This window comes from Paenibacillus brasilensis (genome assembly GCF_009363115.1).
GTDB classification, from domain to species: Bacteria; Bacillota; Bacilli; order Paenibacillales; family Paenibacillaceae; genus Paenibacillus; species Paenibacillus brasilensis.
This window is the reverse complement of the sequence record NZ_CP045298.1, coordinates 5,434,776-5,457,154: the sequence shown is the minus strand read 5'-3', so window position 1 is coordinate 5,457,154 and position 22,379 is coordinate 5,434,776. Positions and strand designations below refer to the sequence as shown.

Genomic DNA, 22,379 nt, shown 5'->3' with positions numbered 1-22,379 from the left:
GTTTACAAAGGGTTTAACCATTTATGTGTAGAAAAGGATGAAGAGTAATGAAGTGCATTTCGGTATATACAGACAATTTTGAGGCGTTTTCTGATATTTTTGAGCAAATTGTAACAACTGAGTTTGCTGAAAACGAAGAGCGCGATCTTGAGGGAATTACGGTCAGCCATTCCGGAGATGTACCTGAGCACTACCTGGAGCGCATGTCTCAAAAGCCGGAAGTGGTCGTAATGAAGGACAAATCCCGCGGAATTACGATTTTGCAGCATGGTCAAGTGTTTGAAATTTTGCTGCCTGTGCTTGAGACAGCAGCAAATTAAGTGTTATTAGCGGACATGCGCTGCATGTTCCGGTGCAGGCGGCCCGGCTGGTCTAACCAGCCTGGAGGCGCATGATCTGCACGAACCTTGAAAGCCATCATCAAATGCTGGATATGGACGATTCCACATCATTAATTCTGGGATTTTTAATTATATTTCAGAGTGATAAGCAGGCTCATCCGTTGTTTACATATCTTGTTTCGTCGTTGCCCTTTGAGGGCTTTGATAAAACACATTCGGTTGCCAAGATACTGGTATGGAAGATATATTCTAGCATTGCTGTAATAATCCGATTTGGATAAAAGCGTTCCCCAAAGTCAGCTATTGGAGGGGGACGCTTTTTTAGTTTTTTTTAATGTGATGATTCTCACAGTTGCACAAGAGTGCTACAATATAGCTATTTGATGCTCAAGAGACAAGGAGTGGAACCGCAGCTTATGATGCAAACGATTACAGGAGATATAGGAAAGTGGTCGGATACCATTGAACAGATACGAGATACATTGCATAAAGCAGGGAATAGGTCGGGAGCCAACGCTTTAACTGATTTACTAGAGAAGGCGAATGCGGAGGAGCTGACCATTGCCTTTTGTGGACATTTCTCGGCGGGGAAATCAAGCTTGATTAACAGCCTGTGCGGTAAAACGGTGCTGCCCTCCGGACCGGTGCCCACGAGCGCTAATGTGGTGTCCATCCGCCATGGACATTCAAGAGCACTCATTCATCCAGTTACATCATTGGAAAATCCGGAGCAGGAGATCATGGAGACCTCCTTGGCCGAACTGGCTGAATATTGTAAAAATGGCGGGGCCTATGAATCCATTCAGGTATGGGAGGATATTCCGATGCTATCCGGCGGAGGGGTGCTGCTGGATACTCCAGGCGTAGACTCCACAGACCAAGGGCATGCGCTGGCGACACATTCCGCTTTACATTGGGCGGACATTGTTTTTTATGTGATGGATTACAACCATGTCCAATCTGAAAATAACTTGTCCTTTGCTAAAAGCTTATCGGATTGGGGCAAGCCCTTATACTTGATAATCAATCAAATAGATAAACACCGGGAGCGTGAGCTTTCATTTACACATTACCGCAATGAGGTAGAGACCAGCTTTCATGCGTGGCAGGTCCATTATACAGATATATTGTTTACTTCCTTAAAAGAGCCAAATCACCCTTGGAACCAGTGGCAACAGTTGCCGTCGTTGATCCAACAATTACTGAAGCGGAAAACGGAGCTGTTAGCCTACAGTCTGATATCCTCCATGCACCATTTGGTAGAGCAACATGTGGAGGATGTGCGGGCAGCTGAAGAAGAGGAGCTGAACACGCTGCTGCAAGAGGCGGGCGGAAAAGAGGCCATTTCCCGCCTGGAATTGGAGCAGAAAGCCCTACAGCAAGAGGATGAGCAGTGGCGGATACTCCCGGAGCAGGAGCATAAACGGTTGCGTCAAGAGCTGGATCGTCTGCTGGAGCAAGTGCATTTGACGCCTGCGGAGCTGCGTGAAGCAGCGGGCGAATATTTGGAGAGCCGCAAGCCGGGCTTCAAGATGGGGCTGTTGTTTGCCGGAGGCAAGACGGAGCGAGAAAAGGAGCATCGCCTGGAACGGCTGACACGGATGCTGACAGATCAGGTGGAAGGGCAACTGCTTCCGCATGTGCGGGAGCTGCTGAGAACTTGGGGCGAAGGTCATGGGCTGTGGTCTGCTGCGATGGAGCAAGAGCTAGATGGCATTCGTCCAGTGACGAATCGGGAGCTGATTGAGCAGACGGTCAAGGAAACGGCATTGTCGCCGGAGTATACGCTGAACTATTGTAAGGACCTTCGTGCCGCAGTCACGGCGGATTGTCGCCGCAAGGCGCTGGCGCTGGCAGACCGCCTGCTGGCCCAGCTTGCGCTGCAGGCCGAGGATCGTCGCGCGGCTCTCGCGTCCACTCGTCACGCGCTGTTGGCGCAAGCAGACGCAGCGAGCCGCTACAGTGCCCGTATGCGCGCCTCGACCGCACAGGCCAACGCGCTCCGCAGCCTGCTGCCGCAAGCCGTCGCGCCAGGCACACTGCCTCGCGTAGCTGCGCTTAAGGCTGGAGCTGCCGCTGTTTCTCCGATGGCTTCAGTCGCGCCAAAAGATCCGATGCGGCCCGCCATCGCTGGCACACGCGCCGGATCGGCGCTGCCGCAAGCGAGCATGGCGGCAGCACAGCCTGCCGCCGGAGGGCGCCGCACGCGGCTGGATGCAGCAGCGGCTCGGCTGAAAACAGCCGCTGCCTTGATCAATCCGTACCCTGCCATGCAGGCAACGGTACGGGATTTACATGCCCGCGCGGCTGCGCTGGAGGGCGGGCGGTTTACTTTGGCGCTGTTTGGAGCGTTCAGCGCCGGGAAGTCCAGCTTCGCCAATGCTTTGCTGGGCGAAGCGGTGTTACCCGTATCGCCGCATCCAACGACAGCGGCGATTAACCGTATTATGGCGCCTGAAGCTCCTGAGCGCCATGCCACGGCTGACGTCCACATGAAATCAGTGGACGCGTTGCGGGACGATCTTAAATATTCGTTCCGGTTATTGGGATTGGGAGAACCGGAGGCAATAGGCTGGCAGGAAGCCGTACGTGAATTATCTCCAGAAGGAATACATCCTGCCGGAAGGCCGCATTACAGCTTTTTAAAGGCTGCCGCAGCCGGATGGGAAGAAGCTGAAAACCTGCTGGGTCAGCAGCTTCAGGTAAATCTGGGACAGTATCGGGATTTTGTCGCGTCTGAGCACAAGTCATGCTTCGTGGAGCGCATCGACCTTTATTATGATTGCGCTTTGACCCGTCAGGGTATTGTGCTAGTGGATACGCCTGGAGCGGATTCTGTGAATGCACGGCATACGGGTGTGACCTTCAATTATATGAAGCATGCAGACGCACTTGTATTTATCACCTATTACAATCATGCGTTTACCCAAGGAGACCGGCAATTTTTGAACCAATTGGGCCGCGTTAAAGAGACGTTGGCGCTGGACCAAACCTTTTTTATCGTCAATGCCTCAGATTTGGCTTCATCCGAAGAAGAATTGCAGTCCGTGACCCGGCATGTACAGGAACAACTACAGACGAACGGAATCCGTAAGCCACGTATTTATCCGCTGTCCAGTATGCTGGCACTGGAAGCAGCCGAACAGGGAGAGCCCTCGCTGCGTGCGGCTTCACGTTTTGAAGGGTTTGAAAAAGATTTTTCGGACTTCGCAGCTGATGAGCTGGCGGGCTTGTCCATTGCTTCTGCCATGCAGGAGCTGGGGCGGCTGCGAAACCGGATAGAGCAGCATGCCGCTGATGCCCGGTTTGGCGTAGAAGAACGTGCGCTTCGATTAGAGCGATTACAAGGCATTCGTAGCGAGCTGGAGCAGTTGCTCCAAAACCTGTCTGACAGCAGCGGTGCAGCTGTTTTATTAGGTGAAACCGATGAACTGCTGTATCATGTGCGTCAACGGCTTGCCTACCGGATTGGAGAGTTTATGTCCGAGGCGTTTCATCCATCTGTTTTACGCGAAGGAGCAGGGGATCTTCGTTCGGCCTTTGCCTCTTGTGGTCGTGAACTGATGCGATTATTTGAGCTGGAGCTGTCTCAGGAATTATTGGCAACCACTCTCAGGCTGGAAAAAACGGGAAAATCCTTGGTAGGCAAGGCTATACAAGGGTGTGCGGAAGAGATGAACCAGCGGCTGACAGGTTTGGATTGCACAGCACCTGAAGCCAGAGAATGGTCTGTTCCTGAACTGATTGAAATTTCGCTGCAGGACTCCGTCCTTTGGAAGGAGTATTGGAATACCTTTAAAAATCCGAAGCTCTTTTTTGAAGGGGCTGGTCGGGTGAATCTGCAATCCAGTTTGGAGCCAATACTACGCGAGAAAATTGGCGAAGCTGTGGAGGTACAAGGGGAAAGAATGTCTTCTTTTTACGTTAAGCTAATGCAGGAGGAGCAAACGTGGCAGACGGCACAGCTTCGTGAGCAGATGCTGGAAACGCTTGACGGTATGGAGCATGCACTCGCAGGTGATGAGCAGCCGCAGGTTTGGGAAGAGCTGGCAAGTCGTATTGCCGAACTGGAGCAGGAAGAAACGCTGACGTAATCCCATCAACATGGTTATGTATGTAACTCTATACACGATTGCTGGATGCTTCAGGACACCGGGTTGTGGGACAACCCGGTGTTTTGCGCATGCTTCAAAAAGAAAGGAAAACTGAGGAAATAGCCATATTCGATGATAAGAAAGCGATTTAATTTACTTAATCAACCCCCAATTGCGAACCTGCCTGAAAACCGTCCGTTATCCCCTTTGCCCCCTTGGAATGCGAATGGTAAACTTCACTAAGCCATATAACAACGTCGTGCAACTAATGGAGGGACATTGACATGGAAGTGCTCAGGCAACTGCAAGTTTTTTTTCGTGAGAGGAGACATTATCTGTTTCTTTCCATTCTATGCCTTGCGATAGCGACGGCCCTGGGACTGGTGTATCCTAACCTGCTCCAAAGGCTCATTGATAACGCTATCATTCCCGGTGACTTCGAGAAAGTCCCGATGCTGGCTCTGACTGTACTGGGAGTTGTGATCGTCAAAGGGTTTATGCAATTTTTACATGGTTTTTTTGGTGGACGGCTAGGAAACTTTCTGGCGTATCGACTCCGCAATGCCTGTTACGAAAAGCTGCAATTTCTGTCCTTCAGATATTATGACACTGCCAAAACGGGGGATCTGATGTCCCGTTTGACCGGTGATCTGGAGGCGATTCGCAACTTTATCGGGTTTGGTTTTGCCCAGCTCCTCAATGTGGTACTGATGGTCGTATTCGGCTCTATAATGATGCTGTATATCAACTGGCAGCTCACCCTCTTTACGATGATCAGCATGCCTTTGCTGCTCTTCGTCACATTCAAGTTTGAATCCCGAATTCATCCCACCTTTCAGGAAATGCGGATTGCGCTCAGTGCCTTGACGACAGCGGTACAGGAAAATATTACAGGGGTCCGCACCGTCAAATCTTTTGCCCGTGAATCCTATGAAGTTGAAAAATTTTCAATACGAAATGAACAGTACAAAAGTAATCAAATTCAGGCTGCTTCCTTATGGAGTCGTTTCTTCCCCGCCATGGAGCTTATTGCTTCTATCAGTGTGGTCCTTCTTTTAGGCATGGGAGGATATCTGGTCATTGTGAAGTCGATGACTCTGGGACAGCTCGTCGCTTTTTTTAGCTTAATTTGGTATATTATCGGTCCGATCTGGAGCGTTGGTTTTCATATTAATAACTATACGCAGTCTAAAGCTTCCGGTGAACGGGTCCTGGAGCTGTTGAATCAGTCCGTAGATGTAACCGATGAACCTGATGCTCTTACGCTCAATACCGATCAGGTCAAGGGACATATTACGTTTGAACATGTCACATTTGCTTACGGGAATAAGCTGCCCGCTGTTGTTGACATCAATCTGGATGCGCCACCGGGATCAGTCATTGGGATTTTGGGTGGAACAGGATCAGGGAAATCGACCATTATCCAGCTCCTTATGCGGGCTTACAACGTAAACGCAGGAAGCATCAAGCTGGATGGAACAGATATACGTCATTTGAAAATTCGCGATTTACGTGCTCAAATTTCTTCTGTGTTTCAGGAGACGTTTTTGTTCTCATCGTCCATTCGTAACAACATTGCTTATGGTTTAAACCATGTTAGCATGGATGACATCATACGCGTTTCCAAGCTGGCTCAGGCACATGAATTCATCACCGAGCTACCGCTCGGTTACGATACTGTCGTTGGTGAACGTGGACTGGGACTATCTGGGGGACAAAAACAACGAATTGCCATCGCACGTGCCTTGCTCAAAAATCCGAAAATTCTTGTACTTGATGATGCTACCAGTGCGGTCGATATGGAGACGGAGCATGAAATTCAGACCGGTTTTCAAGAGGTAATGCGTGGACGCACAACGTTTATTATTGCCCATCGAATCTCGTCGCTTCGTCATGCCAATGAAATTATGGTGCTTGAGGAAGGAAGAATCGTCCAGCGAGGAACACATGAGCAGCTTATTGTCGCTCCAGGTCCATACCAGGATGTGTATCATATTCAATACGCCGACTACATAGACCAGACTCCAGAGGGTGTATCCGAAAGGCAGGTGAGGCCATGAATATGCCCGTAGAAAAAGCCCATCCGTTGAAAAAGTCGAAAAATGAACGTTTTGTGTACCAGGATGATGATGTCATTGACAAACCGTTTAACTGGTCAGAATTTAAACGTTTGCTTGCATACATGAAGCCTTATGCCCGTCAGATCCTGCCGATCCTCCTGGTGATGATGATTCTAGGTACCATCACCAAGCTGACGGTTCCTTATTTGATCAGTCTGGCCATTGATAAGGCAATTGCTCCCGTAGGGCCAGCACTGCCCAGCGTAAAACTACTTTTGCTTATAACAGGTGCGGTATTGCTGCTATATTTGATTCAATGGGCAGCCAATACGTACCGCATTAAATTCACCAATATTATTGGTCAACGTGTCATTTATGATCTGCGTGAGGATCTGTTTAAGCATATTCAGAAGCTTTCCTTCAATTTTTTTGATAAAAGACCGGCCGGTTCTGTATTAGTACGCGTTACGAATGATATTAACTCGCTCCAGGATCTGTTTACAAATGGTGCAGTAAATGTCCTGATCGACTGCGTTCAGCTCATGGGGATTATTGTCATTTTATTGCTTATTAACTGGAAGCTCGGCTTGGCGGTCATTGTGACCGTTCCTATCATGTTTTTAATCTCGACCAAGCTACGCGTGCGTATCCGCCGCGCCTGGCAGGAAGTACGCATGAAGAACTCGCGTATCAACTCTCATCTGAATGAGTCCATTCAGGGAATCCGTGTGACACAGGCATACACGCAGGAGCAGGAAAACATGGCTTATTTCGATGACATGAACAGCTCCAGCAAAAGGTCGTGGGATAAAGCCTCCGCCATGAATCAGGTCTTTGGTCCACTTATTGATATTACAGGAGGACTGGGTACGCTGGTGCTGTTCTGGTTCGGGGCGCATCTTATTCAGACAGATCAGCTTACGGTAGGTCTGCTGGTTGCGTTTGCCAACTATGTAGGGAACTTTTGGGAGCCGATTAATCGCCTGGGTCAAATGTACAATCAGCTGCTGGTTGCGATGGCTTCATCGGAAAGAATATTTGAGTTTATGGATGAAAAGCCGAATATTGCGAACAAGCCGGGAGCCAAAGAGTTGCCGCTTATTCGGGGCGATATTCAATTTGAAAATGTTGTGTTTGAATATGAAAAAGGCCGTCAGGCGCTGAAAGGGATTAATCTCTCTGTCGAGGCGGGCCAGTCCATTGCACTTGTGGGTCATACCGGATCAGGTAAAAGTACAATTATCAACCTGCTCAGCCGTTTCTATGACATTACATCAGGTCGGCTTACCATTGACGGTTATGATGTGCGTGAGGTGACGGTGGAGAGCTTGCGTAGCCAGATTAGCATCGTGCTTCAGGATACGTTTATATTTTCAGGTACGATTCGCGATAATATTCGTTTTGGCCGTCTAGATGCAACAGATGAGGAAATTGAAATGGCTGCGAAGGCGGTTAATGCTCATGAATTCATCGTTCAATTACCGGGCGGCTATGAAACAGAGGTGGAGGAGCGGGGCGGTATGCTGTCCATGGGCCAGCGCCAGCTCTTATCCTTTGCCCGGGCTTTGCTTGCTAATCCGCGAATTCTTATTTTGGATGAGGCGACAGCCAGCATTGATACGGAAACAGAACTGAAAATTCAGGATGCCCTTCAGGTCCTGCTGAAAGGAAGGACGTCTTTTATGGTCGCCCACCGTTTGTCTACCATTCGGAATGCCGATCATATTGTTGTACTGGACCATGGAGAGATTCAGGAAAGTGGTAATCATGAGCAATTGATGAAAAAACATGGAATATATCGGGGGCTGGTGGAAGCACAGTTCAGATTTTTGTAAAAAAAAGATCAAAAAATCGCGTTTTTTGTAAATTTTAATGCCGAGCACTATTGCATTCTTGAAGCTAAACCCTGAAAATAAAGATGAAAAGAGATCAGAGCAATATCGTCAGAGGGGGAAGAGTTCAAGATGTGGGGTGCTCCTTTTTCTGCCAACGCTAAGAAGATGCTGCTGCTGGGCAGCGGCGAATTGGGAAAAGAAGTCATTATTGAAGCTCAGCGGCTTGGCGTGGAGTGTATTGCTGTGGACCGGTATGAACTGGCTCCAGCAATGCAGGTGGCCCATCGTTCTCACTGTCTGGATATGCAGGATGCTGAGGCGTTGAAGGCACTAATTCGGAAGGAAAAGCCCGACATAATTGTACCTGAAATCGAAGCTATTGCTACGGGTGCTTTGGAAGAATTGGAGCAAGAGGGATTTCACGTAGTACCAACTGCCCGGGCCGCCCGTCTTACGATGGACCGGGAGGGTATTCGCAGGCTAGCTGCCGAGAAATTGCAACTTCCGACTGCCGCTTACCGTTTTGCAGATGATTTTGAGCAGTTGCGGTCAGCGGTTCATGAGCTTGGCACGCCCTATGTGGTTAAGCCATTGATGAGCTCATCGGGTAAAGGGCAGTCTGTATGCCGGACACCTGAAGATGCAGAATCTTGCTGGAATACGGCGCTGGAAGGCGCACGTGCCAAAACAACACGTGTCATTGTTGAAGCTTTTGTCCCATTTGAGAGCGAAATTACTTTATTGACCGTCAGATCGGTTTCAGGTACGACTTTTTGCCCACCGATTGGCCATGTTCAGAAAGATGGGGATTATGTCGAATCCTGGCAACCTCATGGTATGACGGACAAGCAGCTTTCAGAGGCAGAAGACATTGCCCGTACGATTACGGATGAATTGGGTGGTTACGGATTGTTTGGCGTTGAGCTATTTTTAACGGCTGATGGCGTCATATTCAGTGAAGTATCCCCTCGTCCGCATGATACTGGAATGGTAACAATGATTACGCAGGATTTGTCGGAATTTGCGCTTCATGTGCGAGCCATTCTCGGTTTTCCGGTGCCGTCAGTCACGCTGCTTACACCAGGGGCTTCAGCTACCTTGAAGTCCAAAGTGACTACGCGGGATTTCGAAATAAGTGGTATGAATGATGCGTTATTACTACCCCGGACACAGGTGCGAGTGTTCGGGAAGCCTGAAACCAAGCCGGGACGCCGGATGGCTGTAGCGCTTAGCGCTGCCGGAGATGTGGAGACAGCACGGAAGACGGCCAAAGAGGCTGCTAATATGCTGAAAGTGGAGGTAAATCATGTCTAACAATGTGATGATTCCAGTACTGACAATTCGTTCCGTAGAGCTTGGCGATTGCGAAGCCGTAACTGGACTGCTAAGAGAAGTCGGATATCCGATGACTTGTGGCGTAATGAAAGAAGTTATGGGAACAACGCAGGAGGACAGTCAGGCGAATATGATGGTTGCAGAAATGGATGGTCGTGTTGTCGGAGTAATCGGCATGCATACGGCTCAAAGCTTGGCTTATCCTGATCCTGCTGTACAAATCACTATGCTGGTCGTGAGCGGGGAGTATCGCGGCGAGGGCATTGGCAAACGTCTGGTGTCTTGTGGTGAAGAGTGGGGACGTGCGCAAGGATGCTATCATTTATTCATAACCGGAGCGAATAATCGCATCAAACAAGTAGAGGCCAGAGCCTTCTACAACCGAATCGGCTTTGAAAAGCAAGGCTACCGTTTCAGCAAAAAGCTCAAATAGCTGTCTGGTTAAAGCGAAAATTATATAAAGTCTTATTAACCGTATTTCAGTCCCGTGTTTGGCTATTGCCAAGCGGGGCTATTTTTATTTCCAACTTTTATACCATTGATCCTTCTATGAAACATGTTATACTGCTAGAGTAAAGATTACAAAGTTGTAACCGCCCATGTTCAATACGAACATGTAACGCACCAAGAAATGAATACAACAAGGAGATGACGAAATGAAGAATATGTTGAAAAAAACACTGGTGATGGGAAGTCTAAGCGCCGTTTTATCCGCAGGATTCATCGTTCCGGCATCGGCAGCACCGGCTGACGATTTGTCAGCGCAGCTACAACAGTGGCTACAAAATAACGGATATAACGTTCAATTGTCCAATGGGACGACGACAATTACGAAGAACACAACTTCGAAGAACGCAATTACGGATTGTTCTGGACAGGGCAATGCTAACACTCAAACAGCCAATCCTTTCGCGGGCATGCAAGGAACCAAACAGGGGAACCAAAACGCTTCACAGTCAGCTAACAAGCAGCAGAATCAAGCTCAGAACACCAATACAGGTGCAGGCCAGTCCGCAGGATCGGATGCACAGGTCAGTAAGTCTCAATTTGCAGCAGAGGTTGTAAAGCTGGTAAACAACGAGCGCAGCAAAAATGGTCTGAAACCACTGACTTCCGATGCGAAGCTTACCGAAGTGGCTTTGGCTAAAGCGAAGGATATGAGTACTAATAATTACTTTGATCATACGTCTCCGACCTACGGCTCACCCTTTGATATGATGAAGAAATTTGGCGTAAGTTATACGTATGCGGGTGAAAATATTGCAATGGGACAACAATCACCACAAGCAGTGATGAAGGACTGGATGAACAGTCAGGGACACCGTGAAAATATTCTGAAGGCAGAATATACGCAAATCGGTGTGGCTTACTATAATGGATATTGGGTACAGGAGTTCACACGTAACTAAAAACGATAGCAAGACCCATTTGTAGCACTTATATAAAGCGACATCGCGTTAATCCAAAGGCCTGCTGACACGTTCAGCGGGCCTTTGATGTCATTATTTATCGAATAGTATAGAACCATTGCTTGATGCAAAAACAGGCATAAAGGACATCAATATAGTATGATAGCAGCAAGCAGCATAGATAGATACTACTTATAGAAAGCCAGGTGAACAATTGAGCTACGAAATCGTGCATGAAGGTGCCTTTGCCATGCTCAAGGTGCAATTGAGCCCCGGAGAAACCATTAAAGCGGAAATGGGAGCGATGGTTTCCATGTCTTCCAGTGTGGACATCAAAGGAACAGTGGATGGTGGACTGTTGCGTGGTTTGGGTCGGATGCTGAGCGGGGAAAAATTCTTTTTTCAAGAGCTGAGGGCAGCTCGGGGGCCGGCAGAAGTGTTGCTCGCCCCAGCCAGTATAGGGGATGTACAAGCCGTGGAACTGGACGGTTCATACAGACTACTCGTCCAAAAGGACGGTTTTCTGGCATGTACTGAAGGTATCGAGGTTAGTACCAAAATGCAAAACCTAATGAAAGGACTGTTTTCTGGCGAAGGCTTTTTTATCGTTGAAATCAGTGGTCGGGGTACGGTGTTTCTATCTTCTTATGGGGCGATTTATCCCTTGTATGTCGCACCAGGAGAGGAGCGTATTATTGATAATGCTCATCTGGTGGCATGGCCAGACTATATGGATTATAAAATTGAGAAAGCATCGAAAGGATGGCTGTCCAGCGTAACGAGTGGAGAAGCGCTTGTATGCCGGTTCCGTGGTGAAGGAACGGTGTTGATCCAGAGTCGAAATCCAGGCAGTTTCGGCCAATGGATCAGGAGTTTTATACCTGACAGCAAATAGCTTTTCGTCACAGTTTATTTGCAAAATGATATGAGAAGCTTTATGTTTATTTCACTAAGCTATCAGGAGGGAACACGAGTGAATTCATCAAAATGGATATGGCGGTCTGTCGGTTCCATTTCCATCGCCGCCACTCTGCTATTATTATACGGATTTATTGCCGCAGTACAAAGTATCACGGCTCCAGAGCCGATGGTTAGTAATCAACCTGTAAATACCGGTTCATCGCAGACACCAGCTGCGCCATCTGTTGCTACACAGACGGGAGAGTTTCGGGTAGCTGCAATTGGAGATTCGCTGGCCAAAGGAACGGGGGATGACTCCGGCAGTGGTTTTGTACGTCGGTCGGTGAACCTGTTAAACGCCCAGGAAGGTCATAAGGCGCAGTTCATCAATAATCTGGGGATTAATGGACTGACGACTCAAGGACTATTAACCAAGCTGGATGAGCCTGGTGTATCTTATGTATTAAAGAAGGCTAACGTTATTATTGTCTCGATTGGAGGCAATGATTTATTTCAGGGTGCACAGGCTGTCCAAACAGGTAAAGAGCCTCCTACACTTAATGGTTTACGTAAAGCCTTGCCTGATGCCTCCAAACGTCTGCAAGAAGTACTGACCAAAGTCGGAAAAATCAATCCGAAGGCTAAAATTATCTATGTTGGGTTATATAATCCATTCAGTGACCTGCCTGAAATGAAGATTCCCGGCAATCTTGTTGTAACAGAATGGAATTTGGCAGCCATGGCGATTACCAACCAAAGCAGTAACATGACGCTGATTCCAACGTTCGATTTATTCCAGCAAAATCTTCCAGTCTACTTGTCATCGGACCATTTTCATCCCAACGGACAAGGGTATCAAGCGATTGCTGAACGGATAGCGCAGGGGTTTGCAGTTGCAGCGACAAAGGATACTGATCGTGCAGATAGTCAACAATCTACAAGCAGCCAGTCCGCTGAAGTGAAGAAGGGAGGGGACAAGTAATGAGCATCCAATCTGCTGACAAGACCGGTGCTGAAGTAGCAACGGATTCAACATCTGCGGATGTAGCGTCCAGCTTCCATTCCGCGAGCCAGCTTGGCAGCGTAGACCGGGGCAGAAGCGACAACGAAACGGTTCTCTCTGTTCAGCACGTCAAGAAACGTATCAAACGTAAAATGATTATTCATGATGTGACATTCGACGTTCGCGCGGGTGAGATTTTTGGTTTTCTCGGCCCGAATGGAGCTGGAAAAACGACGACGATCCGTATGCTGGTCGACCTAATTAAGCCTACGGAAGGGACGATTACGGTATACGGCCACAATGTGAACCGTGATCCGGAGCAGGCTTTACGGCATATCGGCTCTATCGTGGAAAATCCAGAGGTTTACAGCTATTTGACAGGTTGGGAGAACCTCGAGCATTTTGCCCGGATGCAGCCTGGTGTAGATGAACAGCGTATTCGCGAGGTGGTTGAGCTGGTTCGGCTCGATCGGCGTATCCATGACAAAGTAAGTACATATTCACTGGGGATGCGCCAGCGTCTTGGCATAGCTCAAGCCTTGCTTGGCAGACCGAAGCTGCTTATTCTGGATGAACCGACGAACGGCTTGGACCCCAAGGGAATTAAGGAAATGAGAGCTTTTATCCGTCTGTTGGCTTCCGAGGGCATGGCCGTGTTTGTTTCCAGTCATTTGCTCAGCGAAATCCAGTTGTTATGCGATCGTGTGGCGATTATAAGTCGGGGAAAGGTGCTGGCTGTCGGCGGTGTGCGAGAATTAGTTGAGACGCATTCGCACATGGCTGTATGGCAATTGGAGCCTTATGATCAGGGTCTTGCCCTATTGCAAAAATCACCGTATGTGCACATCATTACAAACGCCGATGAATTAATTGATGACAGCATTGTTGCAGCCAGCGGAGACAATGCCATTTTTACAGAAATGGATGAAGAGCATATTGCGGAGCTGGTTGCACAAATGACAGCTTCCGGTATTTCCGTTAAAGGTGTAACCAAAATTAACCCTACACTGGAGCAGCTATTCCTGAAAATGACGGAAGGTGAGATACTTGAGTAACATTTTACCGCTCATACAAAATGAAACACTGAAAATTATCAAGAAAAAAAGATTTTATGTCATTTTACTTGTTTTGCTTGTGTTAGTGCCGATTTTTACGTACGCTCAATTGAAAGTGGCAGAAAATAATCGTGAAAAATTCGGCAATGATTGGCGGCTGGAGCTGCGTCAGGCGATTACGGATAATCAAAACTCGCTTGGCAGCGACCGGGTTCCCGAGGAATGGAAGACCTACCGACGGGTTTTTGTCCAGCAGATGCAATACTATCTGGAAAATGACGTGAATCCAAATGAGCCGAGTGGTGTAACCTTTACCAGAGAGTTTATGGATAATTCTATCAATCTGTTTGTTCCATTGCTGATTATGGCGATTGCCTCCGATCTGGTTTCAGGAGAACGGACGACAGGCACGATAAAAATGCTGCTGACCCGTCCTGTCAGGCGGTGGAAAATACTGCTGAGCAAGCTGCTGACACTGTACATGTTCGTTTCGCTCATCATTTTGAGTGTATTCGTGATTAGTTACCTCATATCAGGCTTGTTTTTTGGTTTTCGCGGTTTTAACGTGCCAGTATTTACAGGTTTTCAAATTGTCGGCTCGACGGTGGATGTGTCTGCAGTTCATGCGATTCCACAATGGCATTATCTAATGCTGCAAGCCGGCTTGATCTGGTTTGTCAGTCTCGTGGTGGCATCGCTGGCCTTTATGGTATCTGTTTTGGTACGCAGTACGGCGGCCAGCATCGTGGTCATGATGGCTGCGCTCATTTCGGGCACGATTTTAACCAATATGGCTTCATCTTGGCAGAGCGCAAAATATTTATTTATGGTTAACCTCGAATTAACCGATTATTTATCTGGAAGCCCCGCTCCGATTGAGGGAATGAACTTGCCGTTTTCTTTAACTGTACTGGGCATTTGGGGGGCTGTGGCGTTGATTGTTTCATTCGCCGTCTTTACGAAACGGGATATATTGAATTAAAATGGACAAGGTAAAAGAAAACATCTGTTTGCATTTTTGGTGAAAATCATCAAGAATAAGGCAAAACACGGTTATGATTAGACAAAGGGGGAGCATGAATGGTCGACAAAATCGACTTGTCTGCGGAAGCGTCCGGCACTCAGAACGGAGCTTTGGAATATGGCGCGGACGACATTCAAGTGCTCGAAGGGCTTGTGGCAGTTCGCAAACGGCCGGGCATGTACATTGGGAGCACCAGCTCTTCGGGGCTGCATCATTTGGTATGGGAAATTGTAGACAATGCGGTGGATGAACATCTCGCCAAGTTTTGCTCTCGCATTGATATCACAATGCATAAAGACGGTTCCGTTACGGTAACAGACAACGGGCGCGGTATTCCGACCGGAATGCATAAAACGGGAATTCCCACGCCTCAGGTTGTATTCACCATTTTGCACGCCGGGGGTAAGTTTGGCGGTTCGGGATATAAAAAATCCGGAGGTCTGCACGGTGTGGGTGCGTCTGTAACGAACGCTCTTTCGGAATGGCTTGAAGTGGAAATTTACCGAGACGGCAAGATTCACCGTCAGCGGTTCGAATATTGGCAGGACAAGAAAGGCGTGGAGCATGTCGGGGAACCGACCACAGGCCTTGAAGTGCTGGGTAATACCAACAAGACGGGCACTAAAATTACATTTAAACCGGATATTCGCGTTTTCCAGGCAGGCATTCACTTTAACTACGATACGCTGGCTGAGCGTCTTCAGGAAATTGCTTTCTTGAACTCAGGACTTCGTATTCAGCTTAAAGATGAACGCAGCGGGAAGTCAGATGAATACTATTATGAGGGTGGAGCAAGTCAGTTTGTCGCTTTTCTGAATGAGGGCAAGGATGTACTGCATGATGTTATTCACTTTAATGCTGAAAAAGAAGACATTGAAGTGGAAATTGCCATTCAATATAATGCGGGTTATACAGAGACGATTGCTTCGTTTGTTAACTCTATTCCGACACGCGGCGGGGGTACGCACGAGACAGGATTCAAAACCGCTTACACTCGGGTCATGAATGACTATGCGCGCCGGACAGTGATGTTGAAGGAAAAGGACAAGAACCTGGAGGGCAATGATCTGCGTGAGGGCATGATGGCTGTCATCAGTGTCAAGATGGCTGAGGTTGAATTTGTCGGTCAGACAAAGGATCAACTGGGCAGCGCTTCGGCACGGAGTACAGTGGATGCCATTGTATCTGAGCAGATGCAGCGTTTTCTGGAAGAGAATCCGCAGATAGCACAAACCTTGATCAAGAAGGCCATTCAGGCCTCCAGGGCGCGTGAAGCTGCACGTAAGGCGCGAGACGAAATGCGTTCGGGTAAGAAGCGCAGTGAAAGCTCAAATTTGAATGGTAAGTTGTCGCCTGCGCAGTCCAAGGATTTTACACGCAATGAATTGTTTATCGTGGAAGGTGACTCAGCCGGGGGCTCGGCCAAACAGGGACGGGATTCCAAAATTCAGGCCATTTTACCGTTAAAGGGCAAGCCGATGAATCCGGAAAAATCCAAGCTGGCAGAAATCATGAAAAATGATGAGTACCGTGCTATTACAGCAGCGATTGGTGCGGGGGTAGGAACCGAGTTTTCACTCGAAGACAGCAATTATTCCAAAATCATCATTATGACCGATGCAGATACGGATGGTGCACATATTCAAGTTTTGCTTTTGACGTTCTTTTATCGGTATATGAAAGAGCTGATTGATGCAGGACGCATATTTATTGCTCAGCCGCCATTGTATAAAATAACGCGCAAGTCGGGTAAGCTCGAAACAGTACGCTATGCCTGGACTGATGAGCAGCTTGAAAATTACTTAAAAGAATTTGGACGGAATTTTGAGCTTCAACGCTATAAAGGACTCGGAGAGATGAACCCTGATCAGTTATGGGAAACGACAATGAATCCCGAGTCACGCACCCTGTTGCGCGTTCAGATTGAGGATGCTGCCAAGGCTGAACGCCGTGTATCCACATTGATGGGCGACAAGGTAGATCCACGTAAACGCTGGATTGTGGAAAACGTGGATTTCACGGAATACGTAGAGTAGTGCTATTAAATGAGGTGTAGACATGAGCTTATCGGAGCAATTTTTGCCAGCTTTTCTGGAGGAAGTGGTCGGTGACCGCTTTGGCCGATATTCCAAATATATTATTCAGGACCGGGCGATACCGGACGTACGAGACGGTTTAAAACCCGTACAACGTCGGATTCTTTATGCGATGTACGATTCGGGTAATACGCCGGATAAAGCATATCGTAAATCCGCCAAAACCGTTGGGGACGTTATGGGTAATTACCATCCTCACGGTGATTCATCTATTTACGATGGAATGGTACGTATGGCGCAGCCTTGGAAAATGAGCCACGTACTGGTGGACGGTCACGGCAACTGGGGCTCCCAGGACGACGATCCGGCGGCAGCTATGCGATACACGGAGGCACGCTTGTCCCCGATCGCAATGGAAATGCTGCGTGATATTGAAAAACGTACGGTTTTGTTCAAGGATAATTTTGATAACTCGGCAAAGGAACCCGTTGTACTGCCGTCCCGTTATCCAAATCTGTTGGTGAATGGCTCGAGCGGAATTTCCGCGGGATTTGCGACTGAAATTCCAACGCATAGTTTGCGCGAGGTGATTGACGCCACCATCGCAGTGATGGAAAAACCGGAGATTGAACTGGAAGAGATTATGACCTTTATTAAAGGTCCGGATTTCCCGACTGGCGGACTCATTATGGGTGGCGAAGGCATCAAGGAAGCTTACAGGACAGGCAAAGGACGTATTTATGTTCGTTCCAAGACGGAAATTCAGTCTTTGCGTGGAGGTAAGCAGCAGCTGGTCATTACAGAGATTCCTTACCAGATTGTTAAGTCCAGACTCGTAACCGCAATGGAAAATATCCGTCTGGAGAAAAAGGTAGAAGGAATTGCCGAGGTTCGTGACGAGAGTGGACGAAATGGCTTGCGCATTGTTGTGGAGCTGAAGAAGGAAGCTGATGCGGAAGGAATTTTGGCATATCTGCTGAAAAAAACCGATCTCCAGGTGGCTTATAACTTCAATATGGTTGCTATTGTGAACAAGGCACCGCACCAGCTTGGATTAAAGTCCATTTTGGAAGCCTATATCAATCATCAACGCGAAGTTGTTACAAACCGCATCCAGTTTGAACTGGAGAAGGCGGAGGACCGCGCCCATGTATTGGAAGGTTTGGTCAAGGCGCTGAACATTCTGGATGAGGTCATTGCGGCTATTAAAGCTTCTAAAAATCGTCAAGACGCGCAAAATAATTTGCAATGGATGTTTGGCTTTAGTGAACGTCAGGCGGATTCTATCTTGACTCTGCAATTGTACCGTCTTACGAATCTGGAAATTACCACCCTCGAAAAAGAGCTGGCTGATATTCAGAAAAAGATCACCCAATATCGTTCCATTCTGGAAAGTGACCGCAAGCTGGTCAGTCTGATCCGCAAGGAACTGCTGGAAATTCGCGAAAAGTACGGCATTGACCGTCGTTCGGAGATACAGGGTGAGGTAGAAGAGATTAAGGTAAATCTGGAGGTCATGGTTGCAGCAGAGGACGTGCTGCTAACCCTCTCAAAAGATGGCTATGTGAAACGTACAAGTATGCTGTCGTTCACTCGTTCCGGCGGGGATCGTTCAAGTGCCGGTGTTAAAGAAGGGGACTGCATTACCCAATTCCTTGATGTGAATACACTGGATGTGCTGCTCGTCTTTACCCAGCGTGGACAATACTTTTTGCTGCCTGTTCATCAGGTGCCGGAGTATAAGTGGAAAGAGCCTGGCACTCCGATTGTCAATGTCATTTCGCTATCCAGGGAAGATCGTATCGTGAGCGTTATCCCGATCAAAAACATCGAGGAAATCGGTCAAAGTCTGGTGTTTGTCACAAAGAAAGGGCAAGTCAAGCGGACAGAATTGGAAGAATATGCTACAAAACGTTCGAGTGCCGTAGCAGCCTGCAAGGTAGCAGGAGATGATGAGATATTATCAGTCACGCTGAGCGATAGTACCAAAGATATTATGCTGATCACCCGTGCGGGAATGAGCATACGCTTCAAGGAGCAAGAGGTTAATGCCATGGGCCGCGTCTCGGCGGGTGTCAAAGGTATACAACTGGCGGAAGGCGATGAAATTGTCGCAGCGCTGTGGGTGGAAGAGGATGAAGGAGAAGTGCTGGTGCTAACCGAGTCCGGTTACGGCAAGCGTACGCTCCTGCTGGATTACCCTTCTCAGGGAAGAGGCGGTAAAGGTATCGCCACCTTCGAATTCAAAGAAGGCAAGCGGGTACGTTCGAACGGAACTCGCATCGTGGCTGCCTTCTATTGCCGTGAAGCTATTCAGTTACAGGTCATCACTGCCGAAGGGCAAATGCTATCGTTCCTTTCTGAAAAAGCTCCGCTGGCTGACCGCAAGGATACAGGGAAACTGCTGGCTCCTGTGGAAAAGAAAGACGAAATTGTGAACGTGCTGCCGCATCGTGAGCCGCAGACTTCACAGTCAGTAGAATAATGGTAAAAGTCAAGCGCTTATTAGCTCGAAAAACAGAGGTCCTCACGTGCCAATCCGGCACGAATGAGGACCTTTTTGCCGTCATGCTGTCGAACCTTGAAAAGCCTCCAAAACCGGAGTGAGACTTCCTTCCCCTTTTCAATGAATGCCCCAAAAACAGCAGGAAACCAGGGGGAAATGGCGAAAATTTAATGTGATGAAATACAACCCGAACGGTGGCCGATGCGGTAACTTTGTTTTTTTACCGATCCTGTTATTCAAAGGAGTGAGGCAAAATGCAAACGACCGAATTTGCGAAAATCTGGTCCAGAATGGCTAAGGATTACAAGGTTCATATGGAGCAGCAGTTGGCTCCATCACTAACTGAGGCTCAACTTACGGTGCTGGAGGTTCTAAACGAATACGGCCGCATGAAGCCGTCTCAATTGATCCCGTATCTCGCCACCACTCCTGCGGCGGTTACGATGCTGCTGGATCGGATGGAGCGGAATCGACTGGTCACCCGTTTCAGAGACGTAAAGGACCGCCGAGTTGTATGGATTGTCATATCAGATCAAGGTAGAGAAGAGGCGGAACGCGGTTTGCAAATCCGGGATGATTTTTTGGGCTCCGCACTAAATCGGATTTCTCAGCATAATCAAAATTTGCTGGTCTATTTGTTGGGTAAAATCACAACAAAGACGAAAACTTCGGTATCGACAAGTGAAACAGCGACAGAAAGGGAACAAATAGAGCGAGCAGAGTAACGAGAATTGTGAATACATGAAAAGTAGTTAGCTGTACGCTGTTGGTTATCTCTTTAAGGTGAATAGGAATGCGCGGATATAAATACCTATCGTGGTATTCATACCGCGCTTTTTTGTGCTGAAGCATAGGTGTTGTTTGGGTGAATGTTGACATTCAAAAAAGAGATGATAAAATAATAGTTATAAATAAATAACATTTTGTATACGAATAGTTGCACGATTATATATATGAAACGTGAAGTAGCAGTAGGAAGAAGGATGGTTCAAATGGATGGAAGAGAGGAAGAGAGATTTGAGGTGTACCGGATTATCCAATCGGTAAGGGAGGTTAACAAAACGATATTTTATGCTTTCTGGAATGAAGAACGGCATTTGGATCTGACAGCCATTCAGCATTAAGGCCGGGTATGTCGTTCGTGCACGAGATGAGCATGATCGCAGATCATTGGTGCTGTCCCTGACGCCTGCGGGAAAAGATATTATGCAAAAAGTGGATGCGATGTGGATGGAACGCATCCTACCTATTTTGGACATTCCAAAGGAGCAACTGGACATGGTTTTGGATGTCCACAAGCAAATGATTATGAAACTGACATCGAAGGGAATGAATCAACTTGAGTAGTTCTCAAAATACTCTATCGGGTAACGTACGCAGGGCACCGATTGTGGCCGCTCTGTTGATTGGCGCGTTTGTTGCCATTTTAAACCAGACATTAATTAGTGTGGCTCTACCAAAAATGATGAACGATCTGAATATAGATGCTAATGTGGCTCAGTGGCTTAGCACGGGTTTTATGCTCGTAAACGGAGTATTGATCCCGGTAACCGCATTTTTGATTGCCCGTTTCTCCACTCGTAAATTGTTTATCAGCGCGATGATTATTTTTTCATTGGGTACATTGTTATGTGCTATAGCACCGAGCTTTAGCATCCTGCTGATCGGACGGCTCATTCAGGCCGCGGGTGCAGGCATTATGATGCCTTTAATGATGGTCGTTATCTTGAACATTTCTCCGATAGAACGTCGTGGACGGGCGATGGGCACACTCGGGATTGCAATGGGCTTTGCTCCAGCCATTGGACCAACCCTTTCAGGTTATATTGTTCAAAATCATGATTGGCGAGTATTGTTCTGGATCATTCTGCCGATTTCAATCATTTCAGTTATAATTGGAGCCATTTTTCTGAAAAATGTAACGGAGCAGTCTAAACCCAAGCTGGATATTCCGAGCATCATCTTATCCACACTCGGGTTCGGCGGATTGTTATATGGCTTTAGTGATGCGGGAACATCAGGCTGGGGAAGTATCACGGTTTTGTCTACGCTTATCGTCGGGACGATTGCGCTTATTCTGTTTATTGTACGCCGGTATGATATTGCTGCCGATTTATTTGCAAAATATTCGCGGTTTTTCGCCGCTCCAATCCGGTAAGCTTATGTTACCAGGAGCGATTCTGATGGGGATTATGTCTCCGGTTACGGGAGCCATTTTTGACCGAATCGGAGCGCGCTGGTTGTCTGTAATCGGCTTGTTGATTATGGTTGTGACGACTTGGGAATTTACAAGGTTGACCGAATCAACCGCCTATATGACGTTGTTAATTAATTACACGGTACGGATGTTGGGGATGTCATTGCTGATGATGCCAATCCAAACAGCCGGGTTGAATCAGCTTCCGCAACGATTAAATGCGCATGGTACGGCGATGAGTAACACGCTGCGTATGATTTCCGGCTCCATAGGGACGGCAATTCTGGTGACAGTGATGTCGGCCTTAAGCAGCAGCCGTCTGACAACGCTTGTTGCATCCGAGGGAATCAAGGTTACAAACAAAGCGGAGATGCTGGCCGTAGGCAACCAGGCTACGATTTATGGTATTAACTCGGCCTTTATCATTGCAACTTTGCTGAGTGTGGCCGCTCTGATTTTAGCGTTTTTCATCAAAAACACGAATGCTCAGGACGCTCAACCACACCAGCAGCCGGTGAACAGCAAGCAGGGGCAAACCGTGGCTTCCTCATCATAAGGCTGCGGGATATATAAATTTTTCTGCA

The 22,379-nt window shown here is 47.8% G+C and carries 14 protein-coding genes and 2 pseudogenes; all 16 read left to right on the top strand.

Translation table 11 applies throughout. The annotated features are described in order from the left end of the window. Positions 1-47: 47 nt before the first annotated feature. A complete protein-coding gene (locus GCU48_RS25915; protein WP_007430739.1) occupies positions 48-320 on the top strand; it encodes a hypothetical protein in 273 nt (90 codons plus the stop codon). Positions 321-757: 437 nt separating this feature from the next. Next, a complete protein-coding gene (locus GCU48_RS25905) occupies positions 758-4,435 on the top strand; it encodes a dynamin family protein (RefSeq protein WP_152381961.1) in 3,678 nt (1,225 codons plus the stop codon). A gap of 284 nt (positions 4,436-4,719) precedes the next feature. Next, a complete protein-coding gene (locus tag GCU48_RS25900) occupies positions 4,720-6,495 on the top strand; it encodes an ABC transporter ATP-binding protein (RefSeq protein ID WP_152381960.1) in 1,776 nt (591 codons plus the stop codon). Next, entirely contained in the window at positions 6,492-8,330 is a 1,839-nt protein-coding gene (locus tag GCU48_RS25895) for an ABC transporter ATP-binding protein (RefSeq protein WP_152381959.1), read from the top strand. Before GCU48_RS25900 ends, GCU48_RS25895 begins: the two co-directional genes overlap by 4 nt. A gap of 129 nt (positions 8,331-8,459) precedes the next feature. Continuing rightward, on the top strand, positions 8,460-9,644 hold the full coding sequence (gene purT, locus GCU48_RS25890) for a formate-dependent phosphoribosylglycinamide formyltransferase (RefSeq protein WP_152381958.1): 1,185 nt from the start codon (positions 8,460-8,462) through the stop codon (positions 9,642-9,644). Then, on the top strand, positions 9,637-10,098 hold the full coding sequence (locus GCU48_RS25885) for a GNAT family N-acetyltransferase (protein ID WP_152381957.1): 462 nt from the start codon (positions 9,637-9,639) through the stop codon (positions 10,096-10,098). Before purT ends, GCU48_RS25885 begins: the two co-directional genes overlap by 8 nt. A gap of 223 nt (positions 10,099-10,321) precedes the next feature. Further along, a complete protein-coding gene (locus GCU48_RS25880) occupies positions 10,322-11,074 on the top strand; it encodes a CAP domain-containing protein (RefSeq protein WP_152381956.1) in 753 nt (250 codons plus the stop codon). 214 nt (positions 11,075-11,288) lie between these two features. Continuing rightward, the gene (locus tag GCU48_RS25875; protein WP_025718718.1) at positions 11,289-11,969 is read left to right on the top strand and encodes a TIGR00266 family protein; all 681 of its coding nucleotides are present in this window, start codon (positions 11,289-11,291) and stop codon (positions 11,967-11,969) included. Between the two features lie 42 nt (positions 11,970-12,011). Next, positions 12,012-12,956, top strand: a complete 945-nt coding sequence (locus GCU48_RS25870; protein ID WP_152381955.1) for a GDSL-type esterase/lipase family protein — start codon at positions 12,012-12,014, stop codon at positions 12,954-12,956. Then, a complete protein-coding gene (locus GCU48_RS25865) occupies positions 12,956-14,032 on the top strand; it encodes an ABC transporter ATP-binding protein (protein WP_152381954.1) in 1,077 nt (358 codons plus the stop codon). Before GCU48_RS25870 ends, GCU48_RS25865 begins: the two co-directional genes overlap by 1 nt. Beyond that, on the top strand, positions 14,025-15,014 hold the full coding sequence (locus GCU48_RS25860; protein WP_152381953.1) for an ABC transporter permease: 990 nt from the start codon (positions 14,025-14,027) through the stop codon (positions 15,012-15,014). Before GCU48_RS25865 ends, GCU48_RS25860 begins: the two co-directional genes overlap by 8 nt. Before the next feature lie 98 nt (positions 15,015-15,112). After that, positions 15,113-17,092: a DNA topoisomerase IV subunit B gene (parE, locus tag GCU48_RS25855; RefSeq protein WP_025718724.1), complete on the top strand. Its 1,980-nt coding sequence runs from the start codon at positions 15,113-15,115 to the stop codon at positions 17,090-17,092. Between the two features lie 22 nt (positions 17,093-17,114). Continuing rightward, on the top strand, positions 17,115-19,577 hold the full coding sequence (gyrA, locus tag GCU48_RS25850; protein WP_152381952.1) for a DNA gyrase subunit A: 2,463 nt from the start codon (positions 17,115-17,117) through the stop codon (positions 19,575-19,577). 275 nt (positions 19,578-19,852) lie between these two features. Next, on the top strand, positions 19,853-20,323 hold the full coding sequence (locus GCU48_RS25845) for a MarR family winged helix-turn-helix transcriptional regulator (RefSeq protein ID WP_152381951.1): 471 nt from the start codon (positions 19,853-19,855) through the stop codon (positions 20,321-20,323). A 267-nt stretch (positions 20,324-20,590) separates the two neighbouring features. Continuing rightward, positions 20,591-20,945: pseudogene (locus tag GCU48_RS28960) on the top strand (MarR family winged helix-turn-helix transcriptional regulator). Continuing rightward, a pseudogene (locus GCU48_RS25835) lies at positions 20,938-22,351 on the top strand (MDR family MFS transporter). The pseudogenes GCU48_RS28960 and GCU48_RS25835 overlap by 8 nt, the downstream one beginning before the upstream one ends. Positions 22,352-22,379: the final 28 nt, after the last annotated feature.